The following is a 17,558-nucleotide window of genomic DNA, read 5'->3' as shown; positions in this document are numbered from 1 at the left end:
TCCTGGAGAGCTGGGCGCACGCCGTGGTCCGGGGCGGGCCGACAGGCAGCCGGTGCCTCAGGGCGCGTCGAACCACGGCTTGTTCGCGGCCCAGTGCTCGACCCAGCCGGCGAAGCCCGCGCTGCCCGTCGTGAAGCCGAATTCGGCTCCGAACGGGGTGGCCCCCTCGCCGCTGATGTTCCAGACGTGGCCCCGGTGCGGTCCGGTCACGACGAGGTGCCAGTTCATGCCGCAGCCGTCCGTGCCCAGCACGATCGAGCCATGGTCGAAGACCCGGTCCAGGAGCGCGTCCACTTCCTCCTCCGACCTCGGATCGTCGTCCTCGTCCTCCCACAGCCATGCCTCGGTGAGCGGAAAGGGCAGGTCCAGCCGGCGCGCCGGCCGGCCGTCCCCCCAGTCGCCGGGCAGCTCGGCCAGTGCGAGGAGGCCGAAGTCGGGAGGCCCGGCGTAGGAGCCGTCGGTCATCTCCGCCACGAAGGTCCGGTACGGCTCGGGCAGGACGACGCCGTGCTCGGCCTCGTAGGCGCGGACCGCGGGCAGTCCCAGCGCTGACGCGCCGTGGTCGTCGACGTCGAAGGCGGCGCGCAGGATGGCGAGGCCGGCTGGGGAGGCGTGCTCGGTGTTCATGGGGATCATCGATACCACCCACCTCCGACAGTCGCTTCCGGCCCCCGTCCGAGCCGTCGGCGCCGCCGTTGGTCTGGCGGCCACGACAGGCGGACGAGTCACCCGCAGGGTCACCTACTCCGAGCGAACGTGTACGGGAAGGGAATGCATGGCAACCTTTTCGCCGTCGGCGGCGACTATGGACTGTCGCCGGTACCCGTATCCCGCGCTCCGGTGAGCCCGACCAGCAGGACCCACAGGGACGGCGAGGTGTCGAAGCGCTTCGATGGCTGTCTGGACAGGTCGTCCAGAGAGCAATAGGCTTCCGGGTATCTGTGCATGTCGGATGGTCAAAGGTTGCTGAGGCATGTGTCGAAGCGCTTCGAAGATTCTGTCATTCGTCGTCCCGTAATGGAGAGCTGAATGGTCACGCTTGCCGAGGTCGCCCAGCATGCCGGAGTCTCTGCGAGCACGGTGAGCTACGTCCTCAGCGGGAAGCGCTCCATCTCGGCCGCCACCCGCGAGCGGGTGGAGCAGAGTATCCAGAAGCTCGGCTACCACCCCAACGCCGGTGCCCGCGCCCTCGCCAGCAGTCGCTCCAACATCATCGCCCTGATGGTGCCACTGCGCACCGACATGTATGTGCCCGTGATGATGGAGATCGCCATCGCCGTCGCCACCACCGCCCGCACCCATGGGTACGACGTCCTCCTCCTCACCGGGGAGGAAGGTCCCGCGGCCGTGCGGCGGATCGCGGGCAGTTCCCTCGCGGACGCCATGATCCTCATGGACGTCGAGCTCCAGGACGAGCGGCTGCCGCTGCTCCGGGAGACCGACCGGGCCGCCGTGCTCATCGGGCTGCCCGCCGACACGGCCGGACTGACCTGTGTGGACCTCGACTTCGAAGCGACCGGGGCGCTGTGCGTGGAACACCTCGCCGGGCTCGGACACCGTGAACTCGCCGTGATCGGAGAGGCCGCCGCCGTGTACGAGCGGCACACCGGTTTCGCCGAGCGCACCGTGGACGGGGTAAGGGCCATGGCCCGCGACACCGGCGTCCGGGTGCTGCACCGGCCCTGCGAGGGCGGGTACGCGGCGATGGCCGGCACGCTGGCCCGCATCTTCGACGAGCGGCCCGACACCACGGGCTTCATCGTGCAGAACGAGGCCGCCGTCGAGCCGCTGCTCAACCTGCTGCAGCAGCAGGGCCGCGCCGTGCCGGAGGACGTGTCCGTCGTCGCGATCTGCCCCGACCAGGTGGCCTCCCAGGCGTCGGTGCGGCTCACCTCGGTCGCCATACCGGCGCAGGAGATGGGCCGCAGGGCGGTCGAGCAGGTCGTGGCCGAACTCGCCGGACGCGGTACGGACGAAGTCGAACTGCTGACACCGGAGCTGACCGTCAGAGCCAGCACGGGACCGGCCCCCGCAGGAGTGTGAGCGGGAGCCGGTACCCCGTACGGTCGGCCATGGTGCACCGGCCCCCGGGGGAGCGGGAGCCGGTGCACCACGCCGCCGGTCATGCCGCCGTGACGCTCCTGAGCGCGGCGACTCCGTACCGGTCCAGTTCGACGGTGCCGTCCGTCTTCGTGCCGGTCAGCAGATCGATGTGCGGGCCCGGCAGGGTGACCGTCACCCTGCCCCGCCCGTGGTGCAGCAGGAACAGCACGTCGCCCCGGCGCACCGCCTCCACACCGGCGGGCAGGTCCGCCACCACGGGGCGGACGCCCGCCTCCCCGGCCGCGCGGCCCAGCAGTGCACGCAGGGCCTCCGGGGCGGGCAGGGTCGAGACGTACCACGCGGTGTCCTTGCGCAGCACCGCCGGCAGGCCGTCCAGCTCGCCGCCGCGGTAGGTGGCGACGGTCTCGGCGCTGCCGTCCGGCTCCAGCTCCTCCGACCAGACGTGGCCCTCGAAGCCCTCGATCCCCGGAGAGCCCTCGCACTCCACCGCCTCGTCCGCGTCGAGCGGCCACCACTCGTGGACCGTACGGATGCCGAACAGCTCGCGCAGTCGGGAGTCCATCCCGCCCGGCCTGACGCGGTCGTCCTCGTCGGCGATACCGGTGAAGAAACCGCAGACGAGCGTGCCACCACCCCGTACGTACGCGACCAGATTGTCGATCGCCGCGGCCGTGAGCAGATAGAGATGGGGGACGGCGACCATCCTGTACGCGCTCAAGTCGGCTTCCGGTCGGGCGAAACCGGTCGTGACACCGCTCTCCCAGAGGCCGCGGTGCCAGGACTGGACGACCTCCGGGTACGAGAGGAGCGAGGACGGCCGGCCCTCCTGCGTGCCCGCCCACCACGCGTCCCAGTCGTGCAGGATCGCCACGTCACCGGTCACGGCTGAGCCGCTCACCTCGGGGCCGATGAGTTCGAGCTCCGCTCCGAGCCGCTTGACCTCCCCGAAGGTCCGGCCCCGCTCGCCCGCGTGGCTGAGCATCCCCGAATGGAACTTCTCGGCGCCCTGCCGGGACTGCCGCCACTGGAAGTAGCAGATGGCATCGGCGCCCCGGGCCACGGCCTGCAAGGACCAGAGCCGGTTGAGCCCTTTCGGCTTGGGGTGGTTGACCGCACGCCAGTTGACCGGGCCCGCCGCCTGCTCCATCACCATCCACGGCCCGCCGGCCTGCGAACGCGTCATGTCGGCGAGCATCGCGTTGTACTGGCCGCCCTGCGGGTCGCGCGGATCGGGATAGATGTCGACCGAGACGATGTCCTCCTCGGCCGACCACGCCCACGCGTCCTGCCCCGACCACAGCGGCATGAAGTTTGTGGTCACCGGGATGTGCGGACTGTGCCGGGCGACGATGTCCCGCTCGGCGACGTAGCACTCCATCAGGGCGTCGGATGTGAACCGTCTGAAGTCGAGCAGCTGCGCCGGATTGTGCAGGTACTGGGCCTTCCTCGGCGGCAGGATCTCCGCCCAGGAGTCGTAGCGCTGACTCCAGAAGGCCGTGCCCCAGGCTTCGTTGAGCGCGGCCACCGTGGTGTGGCGGCCCGCCAGCCAGCGACGGAAGTGTTCGGCGGTGGCATCGCACCAGCAGTGGGTGCAGTACTCGTTGTTGATGTGCCACACGGTGAGCGCCGGATGGTCGGCGTACCGCGCCGCCAGGTCCTCGGTGAGCGCGGCGGCGTAACGCCGGTAGACGGGCGAACTGGCGCAGAAGTGCTGCCGGGAGCCGTACCAGATCACTGAGCCGTCCTCGGCGCGCGGCAGTGTCTCCGGGTGCCGCGCACCCATCCACGGCGGTGGCGACGAGGTCGGCGTGGCGAGTACGACTCCGATGCCGTGGGCGTGCATCAGATCCATCAGCCGGTCGAGCCAGTCGAACTCGCGTGCCCCCGGGCGTGGTTCGATCATGGTCCAGGAGAAGACGCCGACGGTGACGGAGTTGACACCCGCCTCCCGCATCAGCCGGGCGTCCTCGGCCCACACCTCCTCGGGCCACTGCTCGGGGTTGTAGTCGCCTCCGAAGAGGATGCGGCCTCGGGTGGCGTCCCGGAGGGACGGCATGAACGTCTCGTTTCTCACGCGGGGTCCGCGTACTGGATGCCGCGGCCGTTCGTGCCGAGGTAGACACGGCCGTGGACACGGGGATCGCCGGTGATGACCTCGCCCGTCCAGCCCCACTGATGGGCGTCGTCGTTGATCCGGATCCAGGTGGCTCCCGCGTCGTCGGAGCGCAGCACCGCCACGCCGTCGTACGTGGCGGAGACCCGGCCGGTCTGGAAGATCGCCGGGTAACCGGCCCGGGGGCGCCGTCCCGCCGTCGGTGCCGCCTTGCCGAAGCCGAGGGCGTGCGAGGCCTGGCAGCCCGCCACCGCGGTGAAGGTGAGGCCGCCGTCCGTCGAGCGGAACAGCCCATTGTCCTTCGCCGACAGCCACAGGTCGCCGCAGCGGCCGGGGGCCGCCACGATGCGGAACTGGACGTCGCCGGAAGGCAGTTGCGTGGCACCGCGGCTGAAGGTGGCGCCCGAGTCCTTCGACACGAACACCGCACCCGTGCCGGTGTCGTACACATAGAAGCGGGTGGAGTCGAGCGGGTCGGCGACCGGCGTGCCCCCCTTCGGGAAGGTGGCGACCTCCGCCCAGGTGGCACCGCTGTCCGTGGAGCGGTGGGCGGCGTACTTCGTGCCGTCCCAGTGGATGAACGACCACAGCAGCGTCCGGCCGTCGGCGCTGACGGCGATCGGGCCGGGAGCCGAGGCGGCGATGGACGGCTGGGATGCGAAGGGCTGCCAGCTCGCGCCGCCGTCGTTCGAGTACGCCCCGGCGGCGCCGCCGGACGGCCAGCCGGCCCGTACGACGTACGAGGGCTTGAGGGTGGCCAGAGCGAGCCCGGTGGCCGAGCCGAAGACCGGGTTGGACGCCATGCCGCGCGACGGGGAAGCGGTCAGCGAGTCGTGGTACATCACACCGATGTCGCCCAGACCGCTGAGCAGTTGGGCGCCACCGGCCGGCGGGGCGAGCAGCTGCCGTACCGCGGATTCCTCCAGGCCCCTGATCTCCGGAGCCCAGTGCACCAGGTCCCGCGTCCCGTAGATCGTGGCACCCGTGCCGAACACGATGTGCCGCGAGTCGAACGGGTCGACGGCCAGGGCCTGGATCCACCAGCCGAACTTCGCGTCGCTCCCGCCCCAGCGCAGATACGGGGTCTCGGACACGTCCAGGACCGCGGAGTCCTTCAGCGAGGTCCAGCTCGCTCCGCCGTCCGTGGAGCGGAAGAGGGTGTCGACGGCTCCCCAGCGGTTGTTGGTCGAGACGACGACCGTGCCGGGGCGCTTCGCGTCGACGGCGACGCCGCCGTAACCGAAGGTGTCGCCGCTCGTGGGCGCGACGGGAGAGACGTCGGACCAGGCACCCGTCACGGTGTCGAGCCGGTGGACGGAGCCGTTGGACTGGTTGTTGGGGCCGGGGCCGTCGGAGTAGGTCACGTACAGGGCCCGCGTGCCGGCGTCGTACGCGGCACGGACCGGGAACTTCGTCGCCGCCGCGCCGGCGGAGGGCTGTCCGGGCACCGCCTGCCAGCCGCCCGAACCGTCCGTGCGGTACAGCGCGGTGCCGCCGTCGCCCCAGCCCGCGTACACCGTCCGGTCCGCCGCGACGAGCAGCGTGACCCCCTGGCCGCTTGCCGACGGAGTGGCGGGGAACGAGGCAGGGGCCCAGGTGGCACCCCGGTCGGTGGAGCGCAGCAGACCGTCGTGCCGGGTGCCGAGCCAGAGCGTCTCGCTGTCGCGCGGGTCGACGAGGAGCCGCTCGCCCGCACCCCGGCCGTCCTCGTTCGCCCCGAGGCGCACCGTGAGGTCCGCGCGGGCCCAGGTCGCGCCCCGGTCGTTCGATCTGAGCACCGCACCGGGGCCCGCCCAGGACTGCGCGTACGTACCGAGTGCGAGGTACAGCCGGTCGGGGAAGGCCGGGTCGACGGCCATCGCCTCGACGCCCAGCAGGTTCCAGTCGTCCCAGCCGAGGTGATCGGTGAGCGCGGTCCAGCGGGCCTCGGCCGCGTTCCAGCGGTAGGCGCCGCCGATGTCCGTACGGGCGTACGCCAGGCCGGCGACGGCCGGGTGGAACAGGACGCCGGTCACGAAGCCGGTGCCGCCGATCGCGGCGGTCCGCCAGCGGTGCGCCTGGGTCGTGGCCCTTTCGCGCCGGGACGTGGCCGCGGCGGGCGACGCGACCGGCAGGGTGACGGCCGCCGCCGCGACGGCCGCTCCGGCCAGGACGGTACGGCGGCGGGGCATGGGGAGGGACGAATCGCGCATGACGAACACCTTCCGGTGGGGGAGGGGCGGGGTCGCACGGTGCGGGGCACGGGGAGGAGACGGAGGGCGCGGGGCGGGCTCAGCCCTTGACCGCGCCCGTGAGCATGCCTTTCTTGAAGTGCTTCTGGACGAAGGGAGACAGCACCGCGACGGGCAGCAGGGCCAGCACCATCACGGCCATCTGGATGGCGAGCGGGGAGAGTCCCCCGGTGTTGATCGCCTGGGCGAGGCCGACCGGCCGCTCCTGCTTGAGGACCAGCTGGTTCATGATGTTCTGCAACGGGAGCATGTCCGGATCGCTGATGTAGATCGAGGCGTTGAACCAGGCGCTCCAGTAGCCGACCGCGTAGAACAGTGTGATCACCGCGATGACGGCCCGGGAGAGTGGCATGACGATCTGCCACAGGATGCGGAAGTCGCCGGCCCCGTCGATCCGGGCGCTCTCGATGAGTTCCTGTGCGGTGCTCATGAAGAACGCGCGCAGGACCAGGATGTTGAAGACGTTCAGGGCGCTGGGCAGGATCAGCGACAGATAGGAGTCGGTGAGGCCGAGGCCCTGTACCACCAGGTAGGTGGGGATGAGCCCCGCGCCGAAGAACATCGTGGCGAGCAGGATGAACAGGAACGGCCGGTGGAGGACCGATCCGCTGCGCGAGAGCCCGTACGCGCACATGACCGACACGGTCATGCTGAACAGCGTGCCGACCACGGTCACACAGAGGCTGACGATGGTGGCCCGGGTCACCTGGCCGCCGCCCAGCAGCTCCTGGTAGGCGACGAAGGTGATGCCCCGGGGGATCACGACCAGTCCGCCGGTCTCGGTGATGGTCTTCACCGAGGACAGGCTCGTGACGATCACCACCCAGAGCGGGAAGAGGACCGCCAGGCAGACCCCGACCAGTACGACGCCCTTGGTCGCGAGCCCCGCCCTGGTCGGTTCCTCCTCCCATACGGGCCGCAGCCTGCCCCGCACGAGCGGGCCCTGCTGCTGCCGTCCGTTCAGTTTCCCTGCGAGCAGGCTCACTTCTTGTACACCCCCTGCTCGCCCATGAGATGGGCGACCTTGTTGGCCGCGAGCACGAGCAGCAGGCCGAAGATTCCCTTGACGATGCCGACGGCCGCCGCGTAGCTGAAGCCGCCGTTGGTGATGCCGACGTTCCAGACGTAGGTGTCCAGAACCTCCGATGCGCCGGGGCCGACCGCCGTCCGCTGCAGCAGGATCTGCTCGAAACCGACGGTCAGCGCGTTGCCGACCTGGAGGACCAGCAACAGGGCGACGACGGGGCGCAGGGCGGGCAGCGTGATGTGCCACATCCTGCGCCACCGGTTCGCCCCGTCCATCGCGGACGCCTCGTACAGGTCGGGACTGACGGAGGCCAGGGCCGCGAGGAAGACGATGACGCCCCAGCCGGCGTCCTTCCAGATCATCTCGAAGGTGATCAGGAACTTGAACAGACCCGGGTCGGTCATCAGGTCGATGCCGTCGTGGCCGTGGTCCCGCAGGGTCTGCGCGATGAGGCCGGCGCCGCCGAACATCTGCTGGAAGACGGTGACGACGAGCACCCAGGAGAAGAAGTGCGGGAGGTAGAGGACCGCCTGGGCGACGGCCCGGACGCGCGGCCGGACGAAGCTGTTGATGAACAGGGCCAGGAGGACGGGGACCGGGAAGAACAGCGTCAGCTGAATCAGGAAGATCGCGAGCGTGTTGCGCAGCGCCGACCAGAACAGCCTGTCGTTCACCATCTGCTGGAACTGGTCGAAGCCGACCCAGGGGCTCTGCAGGATCGCCTGGAAGGCGTTGTCGGCGACGTACGGGTCGTACTCCTGGAAGGCCACGACGTTTCCGGCGAGCGGGATGTACGCGAAGACGACGAGCAGGAGGATCGCCGGGAGCGTCATCAGGATCAGCGTGCGATCACGCCGCAGCCGGTGCCGCAGCGTGATCCCGCCTGCCGACTTCACGGCCCTGACGGCCTCGGCCCGCTTCTTCTTCGCGGCCGGGCGGGGTGCCCCGGCCTTGGTGCGGGGTTCGGTGTCGACCATGTCAGGAGGCCGAGTCGCCGGTCTCGTCGAGCAGCTTCTTGTACCAGTCACGGAGGTTGTCGCCGCCGCGCGAGCGCCAGTCGGAGACGTGTCGCTGCATGTCGCTGATCTTCTTGCGGCCGCGGACGATGTCCTTCTCCAGGTCCTCGAACTGGGCGTTCAGCTCCGCGTAGCGGGCCGGCTCCTGGACCTGCATGCCGTGGAACAGCGGCTTCTGCGTGTGAGCGCCCTGACGCTGCTGCCACTCGACCATGCCCTTGGCGACGTCCGGGTGGTCGGGGAAGGCGCGGAAGGCCGCCGGGCTCGCGATGTACTCGTACGTCGCGAAGACCTCGTTGTTGCCGTCCTCGGTCTTGGTGATCACACCGTCCTTGACCGTGTGGTGCACACCTTCCACGCCGTACGCCTTCAGACGCTGCTCCTTGGTGCCGTACGGGGCCGCGGTGAAGTTGGCGAGGGCGAGGACCTCCTCGATCTTCTTCCTGTCGGCCTTCTCGCTGATGAAGCACCAGATGTTGGAGGGAGATCCCGCGTACAGCCTGGGCTTGCCGCCGTCGTGGGCGAAGATGTCCATCGCCGCCATGGAGAACTTCGGGTCGGCCAGCCGCTGGACGGCCGTCGCGCCGTACCAGTCGGAGATGTCGGCGTTGTACATCCGGAGCTTGCCCGAGGAGAACAGGTTCTTCTGGTCGCCCTGTTCGGCCTTCACGTCGGGGTGGACGAAACCGGCCGAGTACAGCGAGCGCGACCACTCCAGCGCCTCGAGGTACTCGTCGGTCTCGTAGCGGTTGACGAGCTCGCCGTCCACGAGCTGCCAGTAGTGCGGCTTCTCGGGCAGCGCCCCGAAGAAGGCGAACGCCGACCAGGTCATGTCACCGCAGGCCCACACCTTGCTCTTCGGAGCGTTCATCTCCTTGCAGAGGTCGAAGAACTCCTGGGTGGTGGTGGGGACCTCGTACCCCTTCTCCTCGAAGAAGCCGGGCGAGTAGAACGGCGCGATGTTCGGCGTGGACTCGGCGGGCATGGGCAGCCCGCGCAGCTTGCCGCCGAAGACCGCCCGCTGCCAGGCGCCGGTCGGGATGGCCGCGAGGTTCGGGTACGCCTTGACCTTGTCGCCCGCCAGATAAGGGCCGAGGTCGGCGAACTTGTTGGCGATCGCGCTCGGGATCTTGCCGTTCAGCTCCCAGCCGGGCACGACCACGGCGTCGGGGACGTTGCTGGAGGCCAGGACCGCGCCCAGCTTCTGGCCGTAGACGTTGCCGTCCTGGTTCTGCCACTTGACCTTGACACCGGACGCCTCGTCCATCGCGGTCCAGTACGCGTTGCCGGTGCCCGGCGAGGTCCCCCACAGCGGGGCCATGATGCTCACCTCGCCGCCCTTGCCCAGCTTCTTCGGTACGGACACGGCCAGCTGGCCGGCGGGCTTCGCGGTGGTGAAGCCGATCGCGGAGCCGTTCTTGGAGGGGATGTCCGGGGTGACCGCCTGCGACGGGACGTACGCCGGCAGCAGGCCCTTGAGCTTCTTGCCGGTCGTGGTGCCCTCGGTCTTCTCGTTGCCCGAGCCGCCGCACGCGGCGAGCAGAGGTATCCCGCCTCCCACGGCGGCCACCACGACCGCAGTGGAGGCGAGGAAGCTTCTCCGGCTCGGGGAAGAGGAGGAATTCGGCGTCATTGCGTCAACCCTTCGAGGCGCACCAGGACGACACACGGCGGGCGACCGCCGATCGGCTCCTGTGTCTGAGGTGGGGCGTTACTGACCGGACCGGATGAACCGGCGTGATACACAGCGGTGTCGAAGCACTGTCGAAGCACTGTCGAAGCGCTTCGATGTTGCAGCGAGGTTAAGTGAAGCCATCCAGCCGCACAAGAGTCCGATCGCGGATTCCTCGGAGCTGTTTCCGTTCTGTTTCCCTTGTGCTGCGGGCGGCAGCCAGGCCTCGATGGAGCGTCAGGGCGCGGCTGAGGGGTGCCGCACCCTTGACACCTGCCGGGTTCGGCACGGAGCATCGAAGCGCTTCGAAAGATCTTCTCCGGCTTGCGCCTCGACCGGAGCGCTCAGACCTCCCACCTCTCCAAGGGGACCCGCACGTGACGGACCATTCGCTGCCCTTCCGCGACCCGCAGCTGCCCTTCGCCCGGCGCACCGACGATCTGCTCCGGCGGCTCACGCTCGACGAACGGATCGCGATGCTCCACCAGTTCGCGCCTCCTGTGGAGCGACTGGGCCTCGGGGCGTTCCGCACCGGACAGGAAGCACTCCACGGAGTCGCCTGGATGGGCACCGCGACCGTCTTCCCGCAGGCCGTCGGTCTCGGCGCCACCTGGAACGACGAGCTGGTGCGCCGGATCGGCGAAGCCGTCGGCAACGAGGTCCGCGCCAAGCGCGCCGAGGACGACCGCGTCGGCCTGAACGTCTGGGCCCCGACAGTGAACCTGCTGCGCCATCCCCTCTGGGGCCGGAGCGAGGAGGGCTACGCCGAGGACCCGGCGCTGACCTCCGCCATCGCCGTCGCGTACACCCGGGGGCTGCGCGGCGACGACCCGCGCTACTGGCGGACGGCCCCGGTGCTCAAGCACTGGCTCGCGCACAACAACGAGACCGACCGCGACACCGCCTCCTCGTCGGTCCGCCCGCGCGTCCTGCACGAGTACGACCTGCGGGCCTTCCGCGACGCCGTGCGGGCCGGTGCCGTCGCCGGTGTCATGCCGGCGTACAACCTGGTCAACGGCCGCCCCAACCACGTATCGCCGCTCCTGGACCAGCAGCTGCGCCGCTGGACCGAGCAGTCCCTCGTCGTCTGCTCGGACGCCGGGGCGCCCTCCAACCTGGTCGACTCCGAGCACTACTTCGACACCCACGAGGAAGCGACCGCCGCCGCGCTGAAGGCCGGTGTCGACAGCTTCACCGATCACGGCCAGGACTCCGCCGTGATGACCGGGCGCATCCGTGACGCGCTCGCCAAGGGCCTGATCGACGAGAGCGACATCGACACCGCCGTACGCAGGCTGCTCGCCCTGCGCTTCTCGCTCGGCGAGTTCGACCCGGACCTCGACCCGTACGCGGGCGCCGCCGACTTCGACACGGCGGAGCATCGCGCGCTCGCCCAGGAGGCCGCCGAGCAGGCCGTGGTCCTGCTCAAGAACGACGGGCTGCTGCCCCTCGCACCCGAGGCCGGCCGGACCGTCGCCGTCGTCGGGCTCCTCGCGGACGCCTGCAAGCTCGACTGGTACAGCGGCACGCTCCTGCACCGCTCCAGCCCGCTCGACGGGCTGCGGGAACGGTACGGCGCCGAGAACGTGGTGTTCGCCGAGGGCGCGGACCGGGTCCGGCTGAAGTGCGCCGACGGCTGGCTCCAGGTCCCCGACGCGGACGGGGAGGCGGACACGGCGCGCGGCGCCGAGGGCGCCCTCGACCCGGCGCTGCTCGCGGGCCGCACCGACCTGCCGCCCCTCACCTGCGGGGAGCGGGCCACCGAACTCGCCCTGGTCGACTGGGGCGGCGGTGTCCTCACGCTGCGTACAGCCGAGGGCCGCTATCTGTCGGTCGCGGACGACGGATACGTACGGGCGTCCGCCGACGAACCGGGCGGCTGGGTCGTCCAGGAGACGTTCCGCCTGGAAGCGGTGGAAGCGGTGGGAGGACCGAAGGGGCTGGCGGGACACGACCGCGGACACCGCCTTCTGCACGTCGGGACAGGTGGGTACGTGACTGTCGCCGCCGACGGGGTAAAGGTTGCCGACGCCGGCGAAAGAGTTTCCGCCGCACTCGGTACGGTCTTCGACGTCGAGGTGACCGAGCGCGGCGAGGACGCCGTGGCGCGTGCCGCGGCGGCTGCCGACACCGTGATCGTCGTCGCGGGGAACGACCCGCACATCAACGGCCGGGAGACCGAGGACCGTGCGACGCTCGACCTGCCGCCTCAGCAGGAGCGGCTGTGGCGCGCCGCGCACACGGCCAACCCGCGCACCGTCCTGGTGCTGACCTCCGCCTACCCGTACGCGGTCACGGAGGCGGCGGCCACCCTGCCCGCCCTGCTGTGGACCGCGCACGGTGGCCAGGCCGCGGGAACCGCACTCGCACGTGTCCTCGCGGGTGACGTCTCCCCGGCCGGCCGCCTCCCGCAGACCTGGTACGCGTCCGACGCCGACCTGCCGGACCTGCTGGACTACGACATCATCGGCTCCCGGCAGACCTACCTCTACTTCGAGGGAACCCCGCTCTACCCGTTCGGCCACGGACTCACGTACAGCGACTTCACCTACTCCGCTCCGAGCGCCGCACGCGAACGGGACGTGATCCGGGTCTCGCTCACCGTCACCAACACCGGTGCGGCCGACGCCGACGAGGTGGCCCAGCTCTACGCGAGGGCCGTCGAACCGGCTGACGACCTGCCGCTGCGCAAGCTGATCGGTCACCGCCGGGTGCACCTGGCGGCGGGCGCCGGCGAGCGTCTCGAGTTCCTCGTGCCGGTGACCGAGCTCGGCCACTGGGATGTGGCACACGGCCGCTGGACCGTCGAGCCGGGCCTGTACGAACTGCGGGCCGGTGCCTCCAGCGCCGACATCAGGGGCACGGCCACCGTGGTCGTCGAGGGTGAACCGTCCGGCCCCCGGGCCGTCCTGGAACGCGGAATCGAGGCGGCCGACTACGACGAGCAGCGGCACACGGTGATCGTCGACCGCTCGAAGACCGACGGGGACGCGGTGTCCCCCGCCGGTGAGTGCGGTGAGCTCCTCTTCAGGAGGTGCGACTTCGGTGAGGGCGCGCGCGCCGTCACCGTGTCGGCGGCCGGTCAGGGGTCCGTCATGGTGACGGTGGAGGGGAGGTCGGTGGACCTCGCCGTCCCGGGCGGCGAAGGACCGTACGACGTCCGCACCCATGAAGCGGAGCTCACCGTCCGCGGAGTCCATGACGTACGGGTCGCACTGCGCGGCGGCGTACGCCTCGCCCACCTCGCCTTCGTCCCCGGCAAGGAGTCCTCATGAAATTCACCAACGGCTTCTGGCTCATGCGGGAGGGCGTCCGCGCCTGCCACGCGACCGAGATCCGTGATCTGCGCGTCGAGGACGACCGGTTCACCGCCTACGCGGCGGTCAAACACGTCGCCGAACGCGGAGACACCCTCAACACCCCTCTGATCACCGTGGAGTGCTTCTCGCCGGCCGAAGGAGTCATCGGCGTACGCACCACCCACCACGCCGGAAAGGCGAGACGCGGGCCCGACTTCACCCTCCTGCCCGGCCCCGACGCCGCATCCGCCGCCCGTGTCCACCGTGACGGCGCGGTCACCGAACTGACCAGCGGTCCGCTGACCCTGCGCATGGACGGTGAGGGCCCGTGGGGAATGACGTTCCTCGACGACCAGGGGCGACGTCTCACGGGAGTCGACACCAAGGGGACGGCCTTCGCCACCACACCCGACGGCGCCCACCACATGATCGCCCAACTCGCTCTGGCGGTGGGCGAGAACGTCTACGGCCTCGGCGAGCGCTTCACGCCGTACGTGAAGAACGGGCAGAGCGTGGACATCTGGCAGGCGGACGGCGGCACCAGCAGTGAACAGGCTTACAAGAACATCCCGTTCTACCTCTCCTCGCGCGGCTACGGCGTCTTCGTCAACCACCCCGGCAAGGTCGCCTTCGAGGTCGGCTCCGAGTCGGTCGGCCAGGTGCAGTTCAGCGTCGAGGACCAGTCGCTGGAGTTCTACGTGGTCGCCGGTCCGACACCCAAGGAGGTGCTGTCCCGCTACACGGCGCTGACCGGCCGGCCCGCGCTGCCGCCCGCCTGGTCGTTCGGCCTGTGGCTGACCACCTCGTTCTGCACCTCCTACGACGAGGAGACCGTCACCTCCTTCGTCGACGGCATGGCCGAGCGTGACATCCCGCTCACCGTCTTCCACTTCGACTGCTTCTGGATGCGCGAGTACCAGTGGTCGGACTTCCTCTGGGACCCGGACGTGTTCCCCGACCCGGAAGGCATGCTGGCCCGGCTCAAGGAGCGCGGACTGCGGATCAGCATGTGGATCAACCCGTACATCGCACAGAAGTCCGCGCTGTTCGCGGAGGGCGCCGAGCACGGCTATCTGGTGCGCAGGCCGAACGGCGACGTCTGGCAGTGGGACCTGTGGCAGCCGGGCATGGCGCTCGTCGACTTCACCAACCCCGACGCGCGCGAGTGGTACGACAGCAAGCTGCGGGTCCTCCTCGACCAGGGTGTCGACTGCTTCAAGACCGACTTCGGTGAGCGCGTGCCCACGGATGTGGTCTGGCACGACGGCTCCGACCCCGAGCGGATGCACAACTACTACGCGCAGATCTACAACCGCACCGTCTTCGAACTCCTGGAGAAGGAGCGCGGTCACGGCGAGGCGGTGCTCTTCGCCCGCTCCGCGACGGCGGGCGGCCAGCAGTTCCCGGTGCACTGGGGCGGCGACTGCTTCGCCTCGTTCACCGCGATGGCGGAGTCGCTGCGCGGCGGGCTCTCGCTGAGCCTGTCCGGGTTCGGCTTCTGGAGCCATGACATCGGCGGTTTCGAGGGCACTCCCGATCCGGAGGTCTTCAAGAGGTGGCTCGCCTTCGGGCTGCTGTCCTCGCACAGCCGGCTCCACGGCAACGTGTCCTACCGGGTGCCGTGGGCCTTCGGCGAGGAAGCGGTGGACGTGGCACGGCGGTTCACCCTCCTCAAGCACCGGCTGATGCCGTATCTGTACGGGGTGGCAGCCGAGGCACACCGCACGGGGGTCCCGGTGATGCGTCCCATGCTGGTGGAGTTCCCCGGGGACCCGGCCACCCGCACGCTGGACCGCCAGTACATGCTCGGCCCCGACGTGCTCGTCGCCCCGGTCTTCTCCGCCGACGGCGAGGTGGAGTTCTACGTCCCCGAGGGCACCTGGACCTCCCTGCTGACCGGCGAGCTGATCACCGGCCCCGGATGGCACCAGGAGAGGCATGGTTTCGACAGCCTGCCGCTGCTCGTCCGGCCTGGAGCCGTACTGCCCTGGGGCGCCGACGACCAGCGGCCGGACGGGGACTGGCTGGACGGCCTCACTCTGAGGGTGTTCGGCCCGGCCGCCGCCGAGCGGACCGTTTGCGTACCGGACCTCTCGGGCGCTCCGGCCGCCGTCTTCCGCGTCGTACGCGAGGACGGCACCGTGCGGGTGACGGCGCGGGGGACGGACCGGGTGTACCGCGTGAGCGTGGAGGGCCCGGGAACGACGGGGGGAACGGGCAGGACGGGGGAGGGGTCCGGGACGGTCACCGTCGCTGTCTGATCCGTCGCCGCCTGTTCCGTCGCCGTTCGATCCGTCGCCGTTCGATCCACCGCAGAGCCGTACCGGGAGCGCCTGACCGCTCACGGGACGCCGCCGGCCCGCCGTGGGTCCCGCACCAGGGACCTCCGGCGGGCCGCCGTGTTTCCGGGATGCCGAGGGCTGCGCAGAGTGAGTCGCGTCACTCAGCGTGAAATTCCTGGCATACATTCCGCCGGACCGGGGAGGTAGCCAGGTCGCCGGTGCGACCGAATCGTGGCCGCCCGCGCAGACGCTCCCCGGCCGACCCGGCGGGGAGCATTTCGGCATGGAAGGCAGATACAGAACATGGCGGCGCTCGACACCATTCATATCGACGGCATGTGGCAGGCCGCCGCATCAGGCGCGACGCGCGAGATCATCGACCCCGCGGACGCCACCGTCCTCGCGCTCGTCGCCGAAGGGGGCACCGAGGACACGGACCGGGCCGTCGCCGCCGCGCGCCGCGCCTTCGACGACGGCCCCTGGCCGCACCGGCCCGTCGCCGAACGTGCCGGGCTGCTGCGCCGTGTCGCGGACCTCCTCCAGCGCGACCGCGAGGAGATCGCCCTCGTCGAGAGCCAGGACACCGGCAAGACCCTCGAAGAGGGACGCGTCGACGTCGACGACGTGACCAACGCCTTCCGCTACTTCGCCGACCTCGTGATGAACGAGAGCGGCGGCCGGGTCGTCGACGCCGGCGACCCCGACGTCCACAGCATCGTCGTGCACGAGCCGGTGGGCGTCTGCGCCCTGATCGCCCCCTGGAACTACCCCCTCCTCCAGGCCAGCTGGAAGATCGCGCCCGCGCTCGCGGCCGGCAACACCTTCGTCCTGAAGCCCAGCGAGGTCACGCCGCTCTCCACCGTCCACCTGATCCGGCTGCTCTCCGAGGCCGGACTGCCCGACGGCGCGGCCAACCTCGTCACCGGCGCGGGCGACCCTGTGGGCGCGCGGCTCTCCGAGCACCCTGACGTCGACCTGGTCTCCTTCACCGGCGGACTCGCCAGCGGTACGAAGGTGGCACAGGCCGCGGCGCCCACCGTCAAGAAGGTCGCCCTGGAGCTCGGCGGCAAGAACCCCAACGTCGTCTTCGCCGACGCCTGCGCCACCGAGGACGGTTTCGACACCGCCGTCGACCAGGCCCTCAACGCCGCGTTCTTCCACAGCGGCCAGGTCTGCTCCGCCGGCGCCCGGCTCATCATCGAGGAGTCGGTCCGCGAACGCTTCGTCACCGAGCTCGCCCGCCGCGCCGACGCCATCAGGCTCGGCCGCGGAACCGCGGACGGCGTCGAATGCGGACCGCTCGTCTCCGCCCAGCAGCTCGCCAAGGTAGAGGCGTACGTCGCCTCCGCGCGCGAGGAGGGCGCGGTCGTCCGCTCCGGCGGGGCCCGCCCCGGACCCTCCCCGGTACGGCCCGCCAACGGCTACTTCTACCGGCCCACGGTCCTGGACGGCTGCCACCGGGAGATGAAGGTGGTCCGCGAGGAGACCTTCGGCCCGATCCTCACCGTCGAGACGTTCCGTACCGAGGAAGAAGCGATCACCCTCGCCAACGACACGGACTACGGCCTCGCGGGCGCCGTCTGGACCACCGACGCGGGCCGCGCCCGCCGGGTCGCGGGACGGCTGCGCCACGGCACGGTCTGGATCAACGACTACCACCCCTACCTCCCGCAGGCCGAGTGGGGCGGCTTCGGCAAGTCCGGCACGGGCCGTGAGCTCGGCCCCACGGGACTCGCGGAGTACCGCGAGTCCAAGCACATCTACCAGAACCTCAACCCCCGCCCCCAGCGCTGGTTCGCCGGCTGACCCGACTGCCGACCACCTGTTCGCGGCACCCCGTACACGCACGAACCT

At 70.4% G+C, this 17,558-nt stretch carries 10 protein-coding genes; 4 read left to right on the top strand and 6 right to left on the bottom strand.

The window, feature by feature from the left end:
• Positions 1-57 precede the first annotated feature (57 nt).
• Positions 58-627: an SMI1/KNR4 family protein gene (locus F0344_RS03270; protein ID WP_185302490.1), complete on the bottom strand. Its 570-nt coding sequence runs from the start codon at positions 625-627 to the stop codon at positions 58-60.
• Positions 628-1,029: 402 nt separating this feature from the next.
• Here F0344_RS03270 and F0344_RS03265 point away from each other — a divergent pair, with 402 nt between their 5' ends.
• Entirely contained in the window at positions 1,030-2,043 is a 1,014-nt protein-coding gene (locus F0344_RS03265; protein WP_185297328.1) for a LacI family DNA-binding transcriptional regulator, read from the top strand.
• Between the two features lie 79 nt (positions 2,044-2,122).
• Here F0344_RS03265 and F0344_RS03260 read toward each other — a convergent pair whose 3' ends face one another.
• From F0344_RS03260 to F0344_RS03240, 5 genes are all read right to left on the bottom strand, one after another.
• Positions 2,123-4,120, bottom strand: coding sequence for a beta-galactosidase (locus tag F0344_RS03260; RefSeq protein ID WP_185302489.1), 1,998 nt, complete (start codon positions 4,118-4,120; stop codon positions 2,123-2,125).
• 14 nt (positions 4,121-4,134) lie between these two features.
• Positions 4,135-6,369 carry a sialidase family protein gene (locus tag F0344_RS03255; RefSeq protein WP_185297327.1) on the bottom strand — a complete coding sequence of 745 codons (2,235 nt, stop codon included), beginning with the start codon at positions 6,367-6,369 and terminating at the stop codon, positions 4,135-4,137.
• 79 nt (positions 6,370-6,448) lie between these two features.
• On the bottom strand, positions 6,449-7,387 hold the full coding sequence (locus F0344_RS03250; RefSeq protein ID WP_258050233.1) for a carbohydrate ABC transporter permease: 939 nt from the start codon (positions 7,385-7,387) through the stop codon (positions 6,449-6,451).
• Between the two features lie 2 nt (positions 7,388-7,389).
• On the bottom strand, positions 7,390-8,412 hold the full coding sequence (locus F0344_RS03245; RefSeq protein WP_185297326.1) for an ABC transporter permease: 1,023 nt from the start codon (positions 8,410-8,412) through the stop codon (positions 7,390-7,392).
• Between the two features lies 1 nt (position 8,413).
• Positions 8,414-10,084 (bottom strand): extracellular solute-binding protein, encoded by a 1,671-nt coding sequence (locus tag F0344_RS03240; RefSeq protein ID WP_185297325.1) that lies wholly within the window; start codon positions 10,082-10,084, stop codon positions 8,414-8,416.
• A gap of 416 nt (positions 10,085-10,500) precedes the next feature.
• Between F0344_RS03240 and F0344_RS03235 the strand changes: the two genes are divergently transcribed.
• The 3 genes from F0344_RS03235 to F0344_RS03225 all read left to right on the top strand — a co-directional run bounded on the left by F0344_RS03235 (position 10,501) and on the right by F0344_RS03225 (position 17,510).
• Positions 10,501-13,398 (top strand): glycoside hydrolase family 3 C-terminal domain-containing protein, encoded by a 2,898-nt coding sequence (locus F0344_RS03235; protein WP_185297324.1) that lies wholly within the window; start codon positions 10,501-10,503, stop codon positions 13,396-13,398.
• Positions 13,395-15,683 (top strand): alpha-xylosidase, encoded by a 2,289-nt coding sequence (yicI, locus tag F0344_RS03230; RefSeq protein ID WP_185297323.1) that lies wholly within the window; start codon positions 13,395-13,397, stop codon positions 15,681-15,683. The genes F0344_RS03235 and yicI overlap by 4 nt, the downstream gene beginning before the upstream one ends.
• Positions 15,684-16,007: 324 nt before the next feature.
• Positions 16,008-17,510: an aldehyde dehydrogenase family protein gene (locus F0344_RS03225; protein ID WP_185297322.1), complete on the top strand. Its 1,503-nt coding sequence runs from the start codon at positions 16,008-16,010 to the stop codon at positions 17,508-17,510.
• The last annotated feature ends 48 nt before the right edge of the window (positions 17,511-17,558 follow it).

This window comes from Streptomyces finlayi, from assembly GCF_014216315.1.
In the GTDB taxonomy this organism is placed as follows: Bacteria; Actinomycetota; Actinomycetes; order Streptomycetales; family Streptomycetaceae; genus Streptomyces; species Streptomyces finlayi_A.
The sequence above is the reverse complement of the archived record's forward strand: the minus strand, read 5'-3'. Positions and strand labels throughout refer to the sequence as shown.